11 protein-coding genes are annotated in these 17,705 nt (G+C 72.1%); 6 read left to right on the top strand and 5 right to left on the bottom strand.

All coding sequences use genetic code 11. The features are described 5' to 3' along the window. The first annotated feature begins 184 nt into the window (after positions 1 to 184). Positions 185 to 751, top strand: coding sequence for a GNAT family N-acetyltransferase (locus ACZ59A_RS02445; protein WP_470952451.1), 567 nt, complete (start codon positions 185 to 187; stop codon positions 749 to 751). A gap of 50 nt (positions 752 to 801) precedes the next feature. Beyond that, the gene (locus ACZ59A_RS02450) at positions 802 to 1,431 is read left to right on the top strand and encodes a maleylpyruvate isomerase family mycothiol-dependent enzyme (RefSeq protein ID WP_470952454.1); all 630 of its coding nucleotides are present in this window, start codon (positions 802 to 804) and stop codon (positions 1,429 to 1,431) included. Here ACZ59A_RS02450 and ACZ59A_RS02455 read toward each other — a convergent pair. Further along, complete coding sequence (locus tag ACZ59A_RS02455; RefSeq protein ID WP_470952457.1) at positions 1,421 to 1,921, bottom strand: hypothetical protein; 501 nt, start codon at positions 1,919 to 1,921, stop codon at positions 1,421 to 1,423. The two genes, ACZ59A_RS02450 and ACZ59A_RS02455, sit on opposite strands and share 11 nt — an antisense overlap. 681 nt (positions 1,922 to 2,602) lie before the next feature. Between ACZ59A_RS02455 and ACZ59A_RS02460 the strand changes: the two genes are divergently transcribed. From ACZ59A_RS02460 to ACZ59A_RS02470, 3 genes are all read left to right on the top strand, one after another. Further along, positions 2,603 to 3,685: a hypothetical protein gene (locus ACZ59A_RS02460; RefSeq protein ID WP_470952460.1), complete on the top strand. Its 1,083-nt coding sequence runs from the start codon at positions 2,603 to 2,605 to the stop codon at positions 3,683 to 3,685. Beyond that, a complete protein-coding gene (locus ACZ59A_RS02465; protein ID WP_470952463.1) occupies positions 3,682 to 4,824 on the top strand; it encodes a hypothetical protein in 1,143 nt (380 codons plus the stop codon). Before ACZ59A_RS02460 ends, ACZ59A_RS02465 begins: the two co-directional genes overlap by 4 nt. A 118-nt stretch (positions 4,825 to 4,942) precedes the next feature. After that, positions 4,943 to 8,167, top strand: coding sequence for a bifunctional [glutamine synthetase] adenylyltransferase/[glutamine synthetase]-adenylyl-L-tyrosine phosphorylase (locus tag ACZ59A_RS02470; RefSeq protein ID WP_470952466.1), 3,225 nt, complete (start codon positions 4,943 to 4,945; stop codon positions 8,165 to 8,167). Here the strand turns inward: ACZ59A_RS02470 and ACZ59A_RS02475 are convergent. The 3 genes from ACZ59A_RS02475 to ACZ59A_RS02485 form a co-directional block, all read right to left on the bottom strand. After that, on the bottom strand, positions 8,155 to 12,663 hold the full coding sequence (locus ACZ59A_RS02475) for an nSTAND1 domain-containing NTPase (protein ID WP_470952468.1): 4,509 nt from the start codon (positions 12,661 to 12,663) through the stop codon (positions 8,155 to 8,157). The genes ACZ59A_RS02470 and ACZ59A_RS02475 overlap by 13 nt on opposite strands. 131 nt (positions 12,664 to 12,794) lie before the next feature. Beyond that, on the bottom strand, positions 12,795 to 13,193 hold the full coding sequence (locus ACZ59A_RS02480; protein WP_470952471.1) for a universal stress protein: 399 nt from the start codon (positions 13,191 to 13,193) through the stop codon (positions 12,795 to 12,797). A 45-nt stretch (positions 13,194 to 13,238) separates the two neighbouring features. Continuing rightward, on the bottom strand, positions 13,239 to 14,657 hold the full coding sequence (locus ACZ59A_RS02485) for a sugar porter family MFS transporter (RefSeq protein WP_470952474.1): 1,419 nt from the start codon (positions 14,655 to 14,657) through the stop codon (positions 13,239 to 13,241). 354 nt (positions 14,658 to 15,011) lie between these two features. On the opposite strand from ACZ59A_RS02485, the gene ACZ59A_RS02490 reads away from it, so the two are divergent. Beyond that, complete coding sequence (locus ACZ59A_RS02490) at positions 15,012 to 15,995, top strand: LacI family DNA-binding transcriptional regulator (protein WP_470952476.1); 984 nt, start codon at positions 15,012 to 15,014, stop codon at positions 15,993 to 15,995. A 25-nt stretch (positions 15,996 to 16,020) separates the two neighbouring features. Here the strand turns inward: ACZ59A_RS02490 and glnA are convergent, their stop codons facing one another. Continuing rightward, entirely contained in the window at positions 16,021 to 17,382 is a 1,362-nt protein-coding gene (glnA, locus tag ACZ59A_RS02495; RefSeq protein WP_468053616.1) for a type I glutamate--ammonia ligase, read from the bottom strand. Positions 17,383 to 17,705 lie beyond the last annotated feature (323 nt).

Below are 17,705 nucleotides of genomic sequence, written 5' to 3' on the forward strand. Positions count from 1 at the left end.
AGGGGTGTGGGGTGGAAGGCCTGTTTTGGGACGGTCCCCAGAAGCAAACAGTCCCCCCCCCGTCGCTCCCCCGCGTCCAGCCGGGGGGGGGGGGGGGGGGGGGGGAGCCCCCCCCCCCCCCCCCGGCCCGGCGGCTCCTCAAATGCGTTGCCGGGCAAGGCAGGCCGAGGCAACATCTCCCGGCATGGGACAACCTGCCGAAACGCTCCGCAGCGGCCGGGCCGAACTGCGGCGTTGGCGCGTGAGCGATCTCGATGCCTTGAGCCGGACGATCGCGGAGTCGCTCGATCACCTCATGCCGTGGATGCCCTGGGCCGCCGACCAGGACCGGCAGCGGACGGCCGCGTTCCTGGAGCGGAGCACAAGGGAGTGGGAGACCGGCGAGGCATACGGCTACGCCATCACCACGGAGGGCACGGTGGTCGGCAGTTGCGCGCTGATGCGCCGGATCGGCCCCGGCGGGCTCGACATCGGGTACTGGCTCCACCCCATGTGGACGGGCCGGGGCCTGGCCACGCTGGCGGTGGCGGCGCTGGTGCGTCAGGGGTTCGCGCTGCCGGGGATCGACCGCATCGAGATCCACCACGACGAGGCCAACCGGGCAAGCGGCGCCGTCCCGCGCCGGCTGGGCTTCACCGAGGTCGAACGCAAGCGGAGCCCCGGCGGCCCGGCTGCTCCTGGCGAGGTGGGAATCGATGTGGTCTGGCGTGTGCGCACCGGGGTGCACATACCCATCGCTTCTGATGAGTAGAAGAACCAGCTCTTGGACTTATGGCCACGCACCCCGACACCCTGAAACACATGGAGACAACGGGGAACATCAAGGACGCGATCGCGGCCGAACGACGCGAACTGGCCGACCTGTTGGACACCCTGACCCCCGCCCAGTGGGACGCCCCCTCGCTGTGCGCCGGGTGGCGGGTGCGGGAGGTGGCGGCGCACATGTCTCAGGGCTTCCGCTACGGGATGCCCCGTACGCTCCTCGAACTCCTCAAGGCGCGCGGCAGCCTCCACCGCATGACCGACCGCCTCGCCCGCCAGGACGCGGCCGCCACCCCTCCCGCCCAACTCGCCGCCCACCTCCGCGACAACGCCGACCACCCCTGGAAGCCCCCGGTCGGCGGCATCACGGCGGCACTGGGCCACGACGTGATCCACGGCCTGGACATCACGGTTGCCCTGGGCCTGGACCGTCGCGTCCCCGAGCCCCGCCTACGCCCCCTCCTCGCGGCCGTTGCCCCCAGAACCCTGAAGTTCTTCGGCGCCGACCTCACCGGCGTCCAGCTCCGCGCCGATGACCTCGACTGGTCGTACGGCACGGGCTCGCGTGTGACCGGCGCCGCCCAGGACCTGCTGCTGGTCGCCTACGGCCGCAAGCTCCCGCCGGGCCACCTGCGCGGCGAACCCAGCGCGCGCTTCGTCACCGCCTGAGCGGCGCCTCGTAGAGGAAGTCGTAATAGTCCTCACTTCCGACGAGGACGGAGGTGAAATACACGGGAAGGCCGCTGGGAAGGCGAGGGACTTCTTGAGAGGTCTGCCGGGTGAATCCCAGCGAGACGCCGGGAATGTGCGAGTATTCGCCATCCCCCGGATCGACGGTCCAGCCACGGTCGGCCGCCCGTCGAAGAATATCGTCGGCGGGCATCTGGAATACGTCGTCACCCTCCAGGAGCACCCGCGTACTCGATTCCCGCCCTTCGCCGGGCCACCACACCTCAACCGCCGTGACGAGTGCCTGCCCCTCCAGCAAAACCTGAATGCCGACGTGATCACAGCTCGTGGAGATATCCGCGGATTCCCGGTGACGACGGTGATGCACCTTGGGCTCTCCCCAAGAAGAGACCGCGGCCACCGCCTCGTCCAACGTCATGCCGAGCCGTACGGGCGCCACCCCGCGCGGTGGATCCAGCACAAGGTCCATCGATGGTTCCCCCGTCACCTTCCGCTTCGAATGTCCTGATATCAGAGAATGGGTGCGTTCGCATCGAACCGGGCCCTTTCTCCACCGAGATCGGGGAGACAATCCGAGAGGAGTTCCCCAGTCATGGCGGAGAGCAGGAAACGGGCACACCCATAGGGATGACGCTCCCACTCGGGGCCGCGTCCTTCGTTGAGCATAGTGGACCAGTCATTGGGTATTTGGCCGGGCTTCGCCCGAGCCAGTAAAGGTAGGCCCCGCTGCCTTCGACATAGGCCCAGGGGATGAGACGGGCACCCTTTCGCGCCAGTTCGACAGGCATCGGCTCACCAACCTCCCAGAGTCCGGCGAGCACTTCCGCACGTCTCGCGGTGAGAGAAAGGAGGTTGTAGTCCTCAACAGGGCAATACGGGTCGAGCAACCATATGGTCTCGTTGAAGACACCTCCCCCGTAGATATGGACGAGCTGCTTGCAGTCGCCGGGCAGCTCCGTCGTGAGTTGTCGCTCGATGGGCCGCCAGTCGCGCAACAGCGGGGTGGAGGGCGGTGTGATGAGCTGGGTGACGCTTTCGACCGCAGGATGCATGGGCCTCTCGTATCACGCCACTTTGCCATGCCCGCTTCACATCCAAGGGGAGCTGCTGGGTACCATCGGCCGTCACACGGGGGACGGGGTTACGGACGATGAAGCAGTTCATGGCGGCGCGCCGCCGGGTGGCGTGGGCCGGGGTCGCCATCGCGGTGGTCGTGGCGGCGGGGTTGGGGACGTGGGCCACGGGTTCGTGGCCGTTCGACGGCAGGGGCACGTACTGCTGGGGGGCGTGGGAAGAGGACAGCGGGCCGGAGTTCCTGAGCGGTGAGGCCGAGCGTACGTCCGAGGAGACCGCGCCGACCGCGGAGCGGCCGCGTGGCCGGTGCACGGTCGCGTTGCATGCCGAGGAAGTCGGCAGCGACGGTGAGAAGAACGTCGACACGACGGAGATCAGGGTCGGTTACGGCTCCGCGCCCGAGGGTGCCGCGCGGCGTATGACGTGGATCGGCGGGTATCTCAGCGGCCGTGCGATGCCGCTGCCGGACGGGCTGCCAGGGGTCACCGACGGGAAACACGCGCTGCTGGTGCTGCCCGAGCGGTGCGATAGGCGGGACGGGCGGCCGACCGCCGTCACGCTGGACGCGAAGGCGGAATCGACCTGGAGCGGCGGCACGTTGCCGGCGGACGCGGGGCTCGGCGATGCCCGTTCCGTGGCCGAGCTGCTCGTAGCGGCCGCCAACCGGGGCATGGAGGCGGCGGGGTGCGCCGGGGCGAAGCCGTTGCGGGTCGTCTCGCCGGTGCTCACCCTGCCCGAGGAGGTGGAGTCCTACCGCTCCCCCATGTGCCGGATCAGGGGGCTGGAGCTGGGCAAGGCGGCGGAGTACCTGGAGTACCAGGTCGGCGCGGTCACCCGGGACCTCCAGTTGTGTTCGGTGCGGACCAGGCCCGGCGGGGACCGGTACTTCGACGCCGTGATGGTCGCCCAGCCGCGGCTCGCCGCGCTGTTCGACGGCGCCACGGGCAGCAAGGCGCCCGCGCGCGGGTGGCGCGGCACGGGGGTGTTCGCCGACGACTACAAGGTCGTACGGGCCGACTGCGCGGGGCGCCCCGCCACCTTTCTGATGCTGGCCCCGTCCCTGCGACGGCAGACCGCGCCGCACTTCGTCGCCTTCACCAACGCCGTGACGCGACGCATCGGTTGCGCGCCCGTCGCACCCGGGGGGTCCGGTCGATGACCGACGTGGAGAGCAGCGACGTGGAGAGCAGTGAGGACAGCCGGTCGTGGTGGCGGCGTCTGACCCGTGGGCGGCTGCGGCTCGGCGTGACCATGGGGGTGGCCGGGGCCGTCGCCGGGGCGTTGCTGGGCGGCGCGGGGGTGGCCTGGCAGGCGGAGGCGGGTCCGTTCGCGGACGACCGGGCCTGCTGGGGTGCGCTCGACCGGGACGACGTGGCGGCGCTGTTCGACGGCAAGACGGACATCAAGACGTCCGAAGTGCCCATCACCTCGGGTCGCGGCGGCAGCGAGGGCCCGTCGGGCATCTGTCGTCTCACCTCGCCGCGCGGCTCGCAGGTCACCGCCCAGGCGCACCGGCTGGACCCCCGGTTCGGCGGCGCGGGCGACCGGTGGGCCGATGAGTACCTGTCCTCCCGGCTCACTCCGCTGGGCGGCGGGCTGCTGGGCATGGCCTCGGACTCCCGGGCGTGGCTGGCGGTGCCCGAGGGCTGTGTCGGCCGGCAGAGCGATATCGACGGCCCCGTCGTGATCGACGTGGACGGCGGCTGGACCATCTACGACGACGGGGTCAATACCGCGGCGCGCGATCAGCTCGCCCGCGCGGTGGTGAAGCTCGTCAACGGCTACATGGCCGACCGGGGGTGTTCCGGCACCCTCGCCGACCCGGTGGACCCGTTGCCGAAGCCCCCGCGGTTCCTGGACGAGAAGCCGGACGCCCTGTGCGGCATCAAGGGGCTGCGCCTCCCCGGCGCGGACAGGCACGATGCACTGGAGCGTCCCCTGGTGACCCGGGGCGCGGGCCCGGTGCGCACCTGCGACCGCGATGTGCTGTTCGGCCACCCGAAGCTGCGGCTGATGACGGTCGAGGACCCCCGGCTGGCCGCGCTCTACGGGTCGCTGTCGCTGGACGGCGCCGCCCACCGGATCAAGGCCCGGGACCGTGACGGGGTCGGCTTCGTCCGCGACGACCTCGGCCTGTTCCAGGCGGAGTGCCAGACCGGCCCGGTCACCTTCCTGGTGCGGGCGGACGACGGCACCCGCCCAGGGGACATCCGTGCGCTCCTCCCCCGCTACGTGGCCGCGGAGGCCGACCGCATCGGCTGCGGGCCGCTCCGGATCACCGTCCCCGGGGACGCCTGACGGCCCACGGCTTCGCGGGCGGGACCTGCCGCACCGCGGGGCCTGTCGCTTAGGCTCGGCTGCGGGCCTTGATCACGGCAGGGCGTGGGACGGAGACACGGGACGGAGGCGGCATCGCATGGCCGTACCGCAGGGACGCAGGAGCAGCACCTTCACCCGGCTGCTACGGCACGGCTTCACCGACCCCTCCGCCGCTCAGCGGCTGCTGGACTCGCCCGAGATGGTGGGCGTGCGGGCCGACTCCGTGCTGTTGGACGCGCTCGGGGGGACCGCCGATCCGGATCTGGCGCTGCTCGGGCTGGTGCGGCTGGTGGAGGCGCTGCCCGAGGAGGCCGGGGACGGGGAGGAGGCGGGGTCGCGGCAGGCGCTGCTGGACACGCTGGTCACCGCCAAGCCGCTGCGGGACCGGCTGCTGGGGGTGCTGGGGGCGTCCGAGGCGCTGGGCGATCATCTGGCGCGGCATCCACAGGCGTGGCATGCGCTGGTGACGTACGAGCCCGCGGATCTGCATCCGACGACGCCCGAGTTCGAGCAGGCGCTGGCCGAGGGGATCTGGGGCGGGCCGGGGGCGGGGATGCCGCGGCCGGACGCGCTGCGCGTCGCGTACCGCCGGGCGCTGCTGGCGATCGCGGCGCGTGATGTCTGCGGGACCACCGATGTCACGCAGGCGGCGGCCGAGCTGGCGGATCTGGCGACGGCGACGCTGCGGGCGGCGCTGGAGATCGCGGCCGAGGAGCAGCCCGAGGACGCCGCGGCGTGCCGGCTGGCGGTGATCGGGATGGGCAAGTGCGGCGGGCGCGAGCTGAACTATGTCTCGGACGTCGACGTGATCTTCGTGGCGGAGACCGTGGACGGCGTGGAGGAGGGCAAGGCCGTGCAGGCGGCCTCCCGGCTGGCCTCGCGGCTGATGCGGATCTGCTCGGATGTGACCGTCGAGGGCACGATCTGGCCGGTGGACGCCAACCTCCGGCCGGAGGGGCGCCGTGGGCCGCTGGTGCGGACGCTCTCCAGCCATCTGGCCTACTACCAGCGGTGGGCCAAGACGTGGGAGTTCCAGGCGCTGCTGAAGGCCCGGCCGGTGGCGGGCGACGGCGCGCTCGGGCAGGCGTACGTGGACGCACTGGCGCCGCTGGTCTGGCAGGCGTCCGAGCGCGAGAACTTCGTACCCGATGTCCAGCAGATGCGCCGCCGCGTCGTCGAGAACATCCCGGTCTCGGAGGTCGACCGGGAGCTGAAGCTGGGCCCCGGCGGCCTGCGGGACGTCGAATTCGCCGTGCAGATGCTGCAGTTGGTGCACGGGCGGTCGGATGAGTCGCTGCGCAGCGGCACCACGCTGGACGCGCTCGCCGCGCTGGCCGCGGGCGGCTATGTGGGGCGCTCGGACGCGGCCGCGCTGGACGAGGCGTACCGCTTCCTGCGCTCCATGGAGCACCGGATCCAGCTGTACCGGCTGCGCCGCACCCATCTGGTGCCGGAGGACGAGGCGGATCTGCGGCGGCTGGGCCGGTCGCTGCACTTCCGTACGGAGCCGGTGGCCGAGCTGGGGACGGCGTGGCGGCGGTACGCGCGCGAGGTGCGGCGGCTGCACGAGAAGCTGTTCTACCGGCCGCTGCTGGACGCGGTCGCCCAGCTGGAGCCGGGCGAGGCACGGCTCAGCTCCCGGGCTGCGGGGCAGCGGCTGGAGGCGCTGGGCTACGCGGATCCGAGCGGCGCCCTCCGTCACCTGGAGGCGCTGGCGTCCGGTGTGTCCCGGAAAGCGGCAATTCAGCGTACGCTGCTGCCCGTGCTACTGGGCTGGTTCGCCGATTCCGCAGACCCGGACGCCGGGCTGCTGGGCTTCCGCAAGGTCTCGGACGCCCTGGGCAAGACGCCCTGGTACCTGAGGCTGCTGCGGGACGAGGGCGCGGCCGCGGAGAATCTGGCACGGGTGCTCTCGGCCGGGCGCCTCGCCCCCGATCTGCTGCTGCGCGCCCCGGAGGCGGTCGCCCTGCTCGGCGATCAGGAGGGGCTGCGGCCGCGCGGGCGCGAACATCTGGTGCAGGAGGTGCTGGCCGCGGTGGGCCGCGCGGCCGGGGCCGAACAGGCGGTCGCGGCGGCGCGCGGGGTGCGGCGGCGCGAGCTGTTCCGTACGACGGCGGCGGATGTGATCGAGAGCGCCCGGCTGGCCAACGGGGCCGTACGGCCGACGGTGAGCTGGCCGCCGCCGGGCGGCGAGGACACGGGCACCACCGACATCAAGGCCGGGCCGTCCTCCGCCGTGCCGTCGAAGGCGCCCGAGGTGCCCCGCGCGCTGCGCGACTCGGAGCCCCACGTTCCGGCCCGCCCCACCGGCCCCGCGACGCACGCCGAGGAGCCGACGGCGGACGCGGCGGCGCTGGCCGACATGGTCGGGGACGCCGTCTCCGACCTCAACGCGGCGACCATCGCGGGCGCGCTGCGCGCCGCGGTCCGCGACACCTGGGGCGACGAGCTGCCCACCCGCTTCGCCGTGATCGGCCTGGGCCGCTTCGGCGGCCATGAGCTGAGCTACGGCTCGGACGCGGACGTGCTGTTCGTCCACGAGCCGCGGGAGGGCGCCGACGAACAGGAGGCGTCCCGGGCCGCGTTCGCCGTGGCCAACGAGATGCGGCGGCTGCTCCAGCTGCCCACCGCCGATCCGCCGCTGCTCATCGACGCCGATCTGCGCCCTGAGGGCAAGTCCGGCCCGCTGGTGCGCACCCTCGGCTCGTACGCCGCGTACTACCGGCGCTGGTCGCTGGTCTGGGAGAGCCAGGCGCTGCTGCGCGCCGAACCGGTCGCGGGCGACCCGGACCTCGGGGCGCGCTTCATCGAGCTGATCGACCCGCTGCGGTATCCGGCCGAGGGGCTGGGCGAGGACGCCATCCGCGAGATCCGCCGCCTCAAGGCGCGGATGGAGTCCGAGCGCCTGCCCCGCGGCGCCGATCCGACCACCCACGCCAAGCTGGGCCGCGGCGGTCTCAGCGATGTGGAGTGGACGGTTCAGCTGCTCCAGATGCGCCACGGCTGGGCGGAGCCGGGGCTGCGCACCACCCGCACCCGGCGGGCCCTGGCCGCGGCGCACGCGGCCGGGCTGATCGGCACCGAGGACGCCCAGACCCTGGACGAGGCTTGGGTGCTGGCCACCCGGGTCCGTAACGGCGTGATGCTGGTCCGCGGCCGCCCGGGCGACACCTTCCCCAGCGACTCGCGCGAACTGGCCGCGGTGGGCCGCTACTTGGGCTACGGCCCGGGGCATGTGGGCGAGATGCTGGACGACTACCGCCGCACAACGCGACGGGCGCGGGCGGTGATGGAGCGGCTGTTCTACGACTACGAGGACTGACGCCCCGTCGCCCGGCAGGGCGCGTCGCGCGGAGCGCCGGGAGGCAGCAACCGGCGCTCGGCGGCGGTGAAGTCGCGGCCGACGGCGGCGCAGAGGCGGCGGAAGGCCCGCTTCGGGTCGAGGTCCATGGTGTAGGTCCAGCCGTCCCCCACCGTGAGGAGGCGGCCGTTGCCGACGGCCACGGTGACCATTTGCTTGGGGAAGGGCAGTTCGGCGACCGATCCCCCGGTGTCGACGTTCCACACGGTGAAGCGGGAGTCGGCCGCGCTCTGGGTGATCAGCCGGTTGCGCGCGCTGAAGCCGACCAACTCGTCGTTGTCACCGATCGGCAGGGGCTGGTTCAGCGCGGTGCCCCGGTCGACGTTCCACACTCGTACGAAGTGGTCGGCGTTCTCCGTCGCCAGGCGCTCCCCGTCGCGGGTGAAGGCGATACTCACCTTGTAGTGGCCGCCGAGGGGCGCCCCCACGACGGGGCCTACCGAGAGGGTCTTGAGACGCTTGCGTGCGCGCAGATCCCATAGCTGGACTTCTCCGTCCCGCAATCCGTCCCGGGTGACCACCGCCATCTGGCCGGGGTGGCCGGGCCTGGCACGGAGTTGTCCGAAGGACGCGAAGGGGTCGGAGGCGTCCTGGGGCCCGACTCGCCCCACATTCACCGGCCGGTTCAGGGGTTTCCCGGTGGCCGTGTCCATCCGTAGCAAGGTGCCCCGCGTGGTGAGAACGGCGACCTCGGTTCCGCGTATCGGCTCCACGGTCTCCAGCTCCTCCGCCGGTCCGCCGGGCAGGACGCCCGCCAGATCCAGGGCGACGCCGCGCCCTGGATCGTCAGTGGAGATCACCTGGAGGCGCTGAGTTTCCCGGCCCCACAGGACGAGCCGTCGTGAGTCGGCCGTCCACAGCGGCGCCCAGCCGTACAGTCCGGGTGCCGAGGGCAGCGTCACCGTTCTGCTCGCTCCCGCACCCCTGGGAATGATCTCCAGCCGTTCCCCGGACACGCTGGCCACGCGCTTGCCGTCGGGGGACGGCTCGTCGTGCGCGTCGGCCACCTCGCCCCCCGGGTCGAGCCGGGGCAACGTTGCCGGTACGGCCCTCGCGGTCATGAGCGCGTCCCCGGCTGCGACGTAGACGGACAGCGTCCCATCGGTGCGTGCCACGGCACCCACGGCGTGCGTCTCGGCCCCGTCGGCGGAGGAGGGCACCGGCACGGTGGTCGCGTACGCAGTGCCGGTACGCAGCGCGGTCAGGGTCAGTACGGCGTAGTACCCGTCGTCGGAGGTCTGTGCCAAGACGCTGTACTCGGCGGTGGCATCCGGTTCCAGGTCCGACGCGGCGGGGGCGTCCGCCACGTATCTGGCCGTGCGGCCGACCTTCAGCACCCGGGAATGGCGGTCCTTACCACCCACCTGGACGAGTTCGCCGCCTCCCCTGATGCCCCCGTAGCCGACCCCGGGCACGGTCCGCACCAGACGGCCCGTACGCAGGTCACGGAGTTCCGCCCGAGAGCCGTCACTTCCGCGGAGCGAGCGGGTGGACACCACCGTTCCGGGATCGGTGGTGAAAGCGGCGTCCGAGTTGTACCCGTCGGGTATCACGGCCGGTCCGGTGGGCAGGCGGCGGCCGGTCCGTACGTCCCAGGCCGAGAACCCGACGCCGCGCTCGTCCTGCGACGTCAGCGTTCTGAGCAGCCGTCGGCCGTCGCTGCTGAAGTCCAGGGTGATGTGGTTGACCTTGAGGCCGGACTCGTCGTCGGTGCGCAGGACGCGCGGTCCGGTGCGCTTTCGCAGGTCCCAGACGCGTACGTCGCCGTCCGCCGTGCCGATGGCGTAGCCGCGGCCGTCCGGGCTGATGGCATCGCCGATGTCGGTCGCCGGGACGCCCGGCAGCCGCCACGGGCGGGGGCGTCCCTCCGGCAGGCCGGTGACCACCGTCACGACGGTGCGCTTGCTCCGCTCCGGGACCGAGTGGATGACCACCGTACGGGCGTCCGGCGTGGCCGTCATGCGCGTGGAGCGGCCCGGCCACAGCGCGGGGTGGCTGCCGGTGAGCCGCTGGCCCCGGACGTACTGGCGCAGCAGGGCCGCCGACGCCTGCGGTGTGCCATCGGTGCGCCACGCGGCGAGGGCGAGTTGCAGGGAGGTGGCGGGCTGGTTGCCCGTGCGGCGGGTGGCGGCCTCGGCGAGCAGGCCGGACGCCTCGGTGCGGCGCTGCTGCTCGATCCGCTGCTGTCCGCTCCAGGCGACGAAGGACAGCGCCGCCGCGACCAGGGCCAGGGTGGTGAGCCCGGCGGCCACGATGCGCCACCGCCGTCTGCCGCGTCGCTCGTGGTGGCGGCTCAGCTCGATGTAGCGGCGTTCCGCCGGGGTGATGTCCTCGGGCTGCCGGGCCAGGCGGTCCGCCGCGGTCCTCAGGGTGCCGCCGCGCAGCAGGTCCGCCGGTTCCTCCCCTTGCTCCCGCCAGCGCCGCAGATCGCCGCGGAGCCGTTCCTGCCACACCCGGAACTCCTGGGAGTCCACGAGCCAGCGGTGGAGGCGCGGCCAGAGTCTCGTCAGCGCCTCGTGGGCCAGGTCGACGATCTCCTCGCCGTCGGGTGCCCGGCCGTGGACCACCAGCTTGGTGGGGCCGAGCCGTCGTGCGAGGGCGCGCAGGTCGGGTTCGAGGTCGGCCGTACGGGCGGGCAGGCGCGAGAAGCCGCCGCTGTCGGCGGGGCGGGTGAGCTGGGCGAACAGCCGCCGGGCGGTGGGCTCCTCGGCCTCGGTGAGGTGTTCGCGGAAGACGTCCTCGGCGTAGCCGACCAGGGCTCCGGGCACGCCGCCGAGGGCGTCGTAGGCGGCGTGGGTGAGCATCGACCGGCTGCGCCGTTCCCACAGCCGGGTCAGGGCGAACTCGACCAGCGGCATCCGCCCGGGCTCTTCCGCGGCGTCGGCGGCTATCCGCTCGGGCAGCCCCGGCTCGAACCACAGGCCGGGGACGGCGTCGACCGGGGCGGTGATCGCGCGCAGCAGGTTGTGCGAGGACAGCGGGGCGAGGAAACGGGTGGCGTCGCTGAGCACGTCCGCCGTGCGCGGGGTCACCAGGGTGTCGAGGGTTTCGGGCCGGGCGGTGACGACGATGCGCACGGCGCGCTCCTGGGCGGCCGAGCCGCGTGGCCCGGCCTCGCTGCCGAGGGCGATCAGGAGGTCGAACAGCTCGCGGGCGGCGGCGGGTTCGGAGGTGGCGTACTCCTCGAACTGGTCGACGAAAAGCACATGCCCGCCCGGCCCGCCCCGAGCGGCCAAGCGCAGCCCCAGCCCGGCGGCCACGCCGTCCGCCGCATGCCGAACGCCCGGCGCGGGGATGGCGTCAGGCTCAGGGGCAGCGCCCGCCGCATGCCCGCCACCCGGCGTGGAATCGGCACCCGATCCGGGGACGGCGTCCGCCGCACGCCCGGCACCCAGCCCAGGAACCGCATTCGGCCCGGGACCGGCGGCCACCCCATGACCGGCACCCGGCCCGGAACCGGCATCCTCCGCTCGCCCAACCGCCGCGGCCCCCTGGAGCAGTTCGGCCAGCTCCGCCGCCCTCCGCAGCCGTTCCACCTCACCGGCGTCCGGCTCCAGCAGCGGGATCACGGTACGGGCGAGGGCGGCCGCCGGGCGCGCCCCGGGGACCGGGCGGAGTTCGGAGACGGTCGCCCCCGCCGCCCGTAAAGCGGGCAGCAGACCGGCCCGGACCAGGGAGGACTTACCGCATCCCGACGGGCCGACGACCACGGTCAGCATCCTGCGGTCGAGGGCGTCGCGCAGTCGGCGGGCGTCGTCCTCGCGCCCGTGGAAGTACTCCTCGTCCTCCTCCCGGAACTGCGACAGTCCCCGGAAGGGGCAGCGCGGGCGCAGCACCCGCTCGTCGACCAGCGACGCGGACGGGATGAGATAGGCGGTGGTCGAGGCGTCGCCCCGCTGGACGGCGACGGTCATGCCGACGACGCCGCCCTGTTCCTCGTCCCACACCGGGGAGCCGCTGAAGCCGGGCGATACGCGGCGGCCCGCCGACTCGGCCTCCATCTGCAGCCAGCCCGCGCTCTGCGGCCCGCGCAACGTCCCGGCCGCCCATACGCCCTGTTCGGCACCCCGGGGATAGCCCAGTACGCGGAAGCCGTGGCCCCACACCTGGGTGCCGTCCACCAGGGGCACCGGACGGGCGCCGGGGACCGGGCGGTCCAGTCTCAGCAGCGCGACGTCGCCGCTGCCGTCGTCGGCCCACCGCCAGGTCACGACGGTGGCGCGGGCGTCCGGTACGGCCCCTTCCGCATCCCGTAGCAGCGGGAAGTCCAGCGCCACCGCACCGGCCGGGGGCTCCTCGGGGACGTCGGACCGGTCGAGGGCCCGGGCGACCACATGGGCGCAGGTGCACACCACGTCCGTGTCCACGAGGAATCCGGCACCGACCACGGCCCCGGACGGTGTACGGATCCGCACCAGCGCGGACGTCAGGACATCCTGTTCGCGAACAGCCGTCACCTCATGCCCCCGGCCCCCGTCGTGTCAGCCCCGCGCAACCCCATGGCTGCGGCGCGTCACGGACTTCACGGTAGCCGACCCCGCCGCCGCCGTCGCCACTTCGGCCCGACGGCGGCAGGGGTGACGTGGCATCAGCCCGGCGAGCCCGCCCCGGCCCGTTCCCCCTCGCCCTGAGCCGGGGGCTTGACCGCGATGACGGGGACGGGGCTCTGCAGCAGCAGCCGCTGACTCACGCTGCCCAGCAGGGCCTTGCCCACCGGGGAGCGCCGCCGGATGCCGATGACGAGCCGGTCGACGCCGGGGCGGGCGTCGATCTCGTCCAGGACGGCGTCGACGGGGTCCCGGTCGCCGGGGCCGCTGCGCTCGACGAATGTGATGGTGAGGTCGTCGGGCAGGCCGGAGTGGTCCAGCGCCGACAGGCGCAGGTTGACGACCACCAGATCGGTGCCCAGCAACCGGGCTTCGGCGATGCCCGCGAGCAGCGCCTGGTCCCCTTCGCGGCCCTCGGCGACGGCAGTCATGACGGTCATGTTGGGTGAACCCTTCTCTCAAGCTCTCAAGACGGGGCAGGCGGATCAGGAGTAGCGCGCGCGGAAGTCGTCCTCCAGCTCCTCCAGCGAGCGGTCCTTGGTCTCGGGGACGCAGGTCCCGATGAAGATGAGGGCCAGCACGCCGAAGGCGGCGAAGCCGAAGAAGGTATTCGAGATGCCCAGGGCCTTCACGACGGGCGGGAAGCCGAGGGCGACCAGCGCGTTCGCCATCCACAGCACGAAGATGCTGATGCCGATGGCCATGCTGCGGATCTTCAGCGGGAACATCTCGGAGAGGATGAGCCAGACCAGCGGGCCGATGGTGGCCTGCATGGAGAAGACGAAGAGCACGACGAACACGAGGATGAACCAGGCCTTCAGGCTGCCGTCCGGCATCAGCAGCGCGGAGAGGCCGACGAGCAGGTGGAACGTCGTGGTCAGGGCGAACCCGCCGAGCAGCATGGTGCGCCGCTTGATCTTGTTGATGACCGCCAGGCCGACGGTGATGCCGATGACGCTGAAGGCGCCGTTCAGGGTGTTCGCGATGATGGCGGAGTCGCCCGAGAACCCGGCGTCGCCGAGGAGTTGCGTGCCGTAGTACATGACGGAGTTGATGCCGGTGAACTGCTGACAGATGCCCAGCGCGGCCCCGATCAGGATGAGCACGCGGACCCAGCGCACCCCGAGGTCCACCGCACCGGCGGTCTTGGCGGCGCGCTCCTCCTCGGCGAGCCGGTGGACCTCGGCCATCTCGGCCTGGGCGCGCTCGGCGGTGCGGACCTGGGAGAGGACCGCGAGCGCCTCCTCGTCCCGGCCCTGGGCGACCAGCCAGCGCGGGCTCTCCGGCAGCCGCAGCATGCCGATGAACAGCCCGATCGCGGGCAGGACGGCGACCAGGAGCATGAGCCGCCAGATGCCGTCGGTCTCGCCCCAGATGTTGAAGATGAGCGCGTTGATGACGAACGCGGCGAACTGGCCGCTGACGATCATCACCTCGTTGCGGGTGACGATGCTGCCGCGACGCTCGACCGGGGCGATTTCGGCCAGGTAGACCGGCACCGTCGCCGAGGCGCCGCCCACGGCGAGCCCGAGGATGAACCGGAACAGGGCGAGGACCTGCCAGTTCGGCGACAGCACACAGCCCAGGGTGCCGAGCATGAACACCACGGCCAGCATGATGATGTTGTGGCGGCGGCCGTACCGGTCGGACAGGGCTCCGCCGATCATGGCGCCGAAGGCCGCACCGAAGACCAGGATGCTGACGACCACTCCCTCGGTGAACGCGGTCAGACCGAGATCGTCGGTGAGCGGATCGAGCGCCCCGTTGATCACGCCGGTGTCGTAACCGAACAGCAGGCCGCCGAAGGTCACGATGACGGAGACCAGACCCAAGCGTCGCGAGTGGGGGCCCGGTGCGTCCGGAGGCAGTCCGTGGGAGGCGGGGCTTGGGCTGGTCCTGGTCATGCCTGTGGCTCCTCTTGGCGCGTTCGTGAGGGAGGTGGGGCAGGGAGTCCTGGAATCAGGGAGTCTGGTTCGGCGGCGGGGCAGCGGTGGCCTCGGCGGGTGCGGTTGTCCCGGTGCCGAGTGGGTGCGGGCAGGGTTCAGCCGCTGCGGACAGCGCCCACTCGTCGTGTGTGACGAACCGCCGGGCGCTTGTTCGTACTACTGGTACGTACTAGTTCCCGGTACTATGAGCCGCGGGGTTATCCATGTCAATACATGAAGACATGAAGGCGGGAGGCGCACATGCGGGATCCAGGGGTCACCGACCGTCCGGGCGAGCGCGGATCTCCCCCGGGGCGCCCGAAGCGCCCCACCATGTCCGACGTCGCCGCGCGCGTCGGAGTCTCACAGGCCCTCGTATCCCTGGTGTTCCGCAACCAGCCCGGCGCGAGCGCCCTGACCCGCCAGCGCGTATTCCAGGCGGCCGAGGAGCTGGGCTACCGCCCCGACACCGCCGCCCAGCTGCTGCGCCGCACCCGCAGCCGCCAGCTGGGCGTGCTGTTCACCATGCGCCACCCGCACGACGTGGGCCTTGTCGAGGCCCTCTACCCCGCCGCCCAGAAGCACGGCTACAGCCTCGCGCTCAGCGCCATGGTCGCCACCCGGGACGAACGTCAGGCCGTGGAGCAGTTGCTCGGGCTGCGCTGCGAAGCCATCATCATCATCGGCGGCGAGTCCAGCCCGGAGCACCTGGCCACGGTCACGGGCCACACGCCCCTGATAGAAATCAGCCCGTGCACCCGGGCCGCCGGGGTGGACGTCGTCCGGACCGCCAACAGCAAGGGCATACGCCAGGCCGTCGACCACCTCACCGGGCTCGGCCACCGCGCCATCACCCACATCGACGGCGGCTCGATGCCCGCCGCCGACGAGCGGCGGCGCGGATACCGCACCGCCATGCGGCGCCACGAACTGACCGAGCACATCCGGATCCTCCCCGGCGACTACACCGAGGAGTCCGGGGCCCGGGCGGCCCGGGAACTGCTCCGGGAGGGCGAGCTTCCCACCGCGGTCATCGCGGGCAACGACCGCTGCGCCCACGGCGTGCTCAACACGTTCCTGCGCGCCGGGCTCACCGTGCCGACGGACGTGTCCATCGTCGGCTACGACGACAGCCAGCTCGCCCAGCTGTCCTTCATCGACCTCACGTCCGTGCGCCAGGACGCCGCCGAGGTGGCCCGGCTCGCCGTCGAGGCGGCCGTCGAACGGCTCGACGAGGGGCGCACCGTCGACCGGGACATCATCCTCAACCCCACCCTCGTCGTCCGCGGCAGCACCGGCCCGCCCCGCGTCCGGTGACCCGGCGCGGGGCGGCGGCCGCGGATCACAGCACCGGCAGGCTCTTGCGCAGCTCGAAGGGGGTGACCTCGGAGCGGTACTCCTCCCACTCCTGCTTCTTGTTGCGCAGGAAGAAGTCGAAGACGTGCTCGCCCAGCGTCTCGGCGAGCAGCTCGCTGCGCTCCATGAGGGTGATGGCCTCGCCGAGGTTCTGCGGCAGCGGCTCGATGCCGAGCGAGCGGCGCTCGGCGTCGGACAGCGCCCAGACGTCGTCGTCGGCGCCGGCCGGGAGCTCGTAGCCGCCCTCGATGCCCTTGAGGCCCGCGGCCAGCAGGACCGCGTAGGCGAGGTAGGGGTTGGCGCCGGAGTCCAGGGAGCGGACCTCGACCCGGGTGGAGCCGGTCTTGCCGGGCTTGTAGAGGGGGACCCGGACCAGGGCGGAGCGGTTGTTGTGGCCCCAGCAGATGTACGAGGGCGCCTCGCCGCCCGCGCCCGCGGTGCGCTGGGAGCCGCCCCAGATGCGCTTGTACGAGTTGACCCACTGGTTGGTCACGGCGGAGATCTCCCCGGCGTGCCGGAGCAGCCCGGCGATGAAGGAGCGGCCGACCTTGGAGAGCTGGAACTCGGCGCCCGACTCGTAGAACGCGTTCCGGTCGCCCTCGAAGAGGGAGAGGTGGGTGTGCATGCCCGAGCCGGGGTACTCGGAGAACGGCTTCGGCATGAAGGTGGCCTGGACGCCCTGCTCCAGCGCGACCTGCTTCATGACCAGGCGGAAGGTCATGATGTTGTCGGCGGTGGAGAGCGCGTCGGCGTAGCGCAGGTCGATCTCCTGCTGCCCGGGGGCGCCCTCGTGGTGGGAGAACTCGACCGAGATGCCCATCGATTCGAGCATGGTGATCGCCTGGCGGCGGAAGTCCATGCCGATGTTCTGCGGGGTGTGGTCGAAGTAGCCGGAGGAGTCGGCGGGCACCGGGCGGGTGCCGTCCATGGGCTTCTGCTTGAGCAGGAAGAACTCGATCTCGGGGTGGGTGTAGAAGGTGAAGCCGAGGTCGGAGGTCTTGGCGAGGATGCGCTTGAGCACGTAGCGCGGATCGGCGAAGGAGGGGGAGCCGTCCGGCATCAGGATGTCGCAGAACATCCGGGCGGTCCCCGGGGCCTCGGCGCGCCAGGGCAGGATCTGGAAGGTGCTGGGATCCGGCTTGGCGATCATGTCGGACTCGTAGACCCGGGCGAAGCCCTCGATCGCGGAGCCATCGAAGCCGATGCCCTCGTCGAAGGCGCCCTCCAGCTCGGCGGGCGCGACGGCCACGGACTTGAGGAAGCCGAGGACGTCGGTGAACCACAGCCGCACGAACCGGATGTCGCGCTCTTCGAGGGTACGGAGCACGAACTCCTGCTGCTTATCCATGGTCCCCTATCCTTGCAGGTCAAACGGCTCTTTCGACGGGCGCGGGGCACCTCGACGTCCCCAGTATCACGCGGCGGGGTTTCGGCGAGGTTTCGGGATCCGTCCGGACCCGCTCCGCGCGCTCCGACACGATGTGTGCATCGTACGCATCTGCGGTCCGCTCACGGACCCGTGCGTTCCGCGGCACAGCCACGCCCCGGCTCCGCGCTACCCCCTTTCATACCCCTTGGGGGTAAGCTGTCGAATTGTCACGATCATCAGAGAATGAGACCGGGGAGACGGCGGTGCCCGAACACCACCGGCTGCTGGTGCAGCGCATATAG

The organism is Streptomyces sp. NPDC040405 (assembly GCF_055595765.1).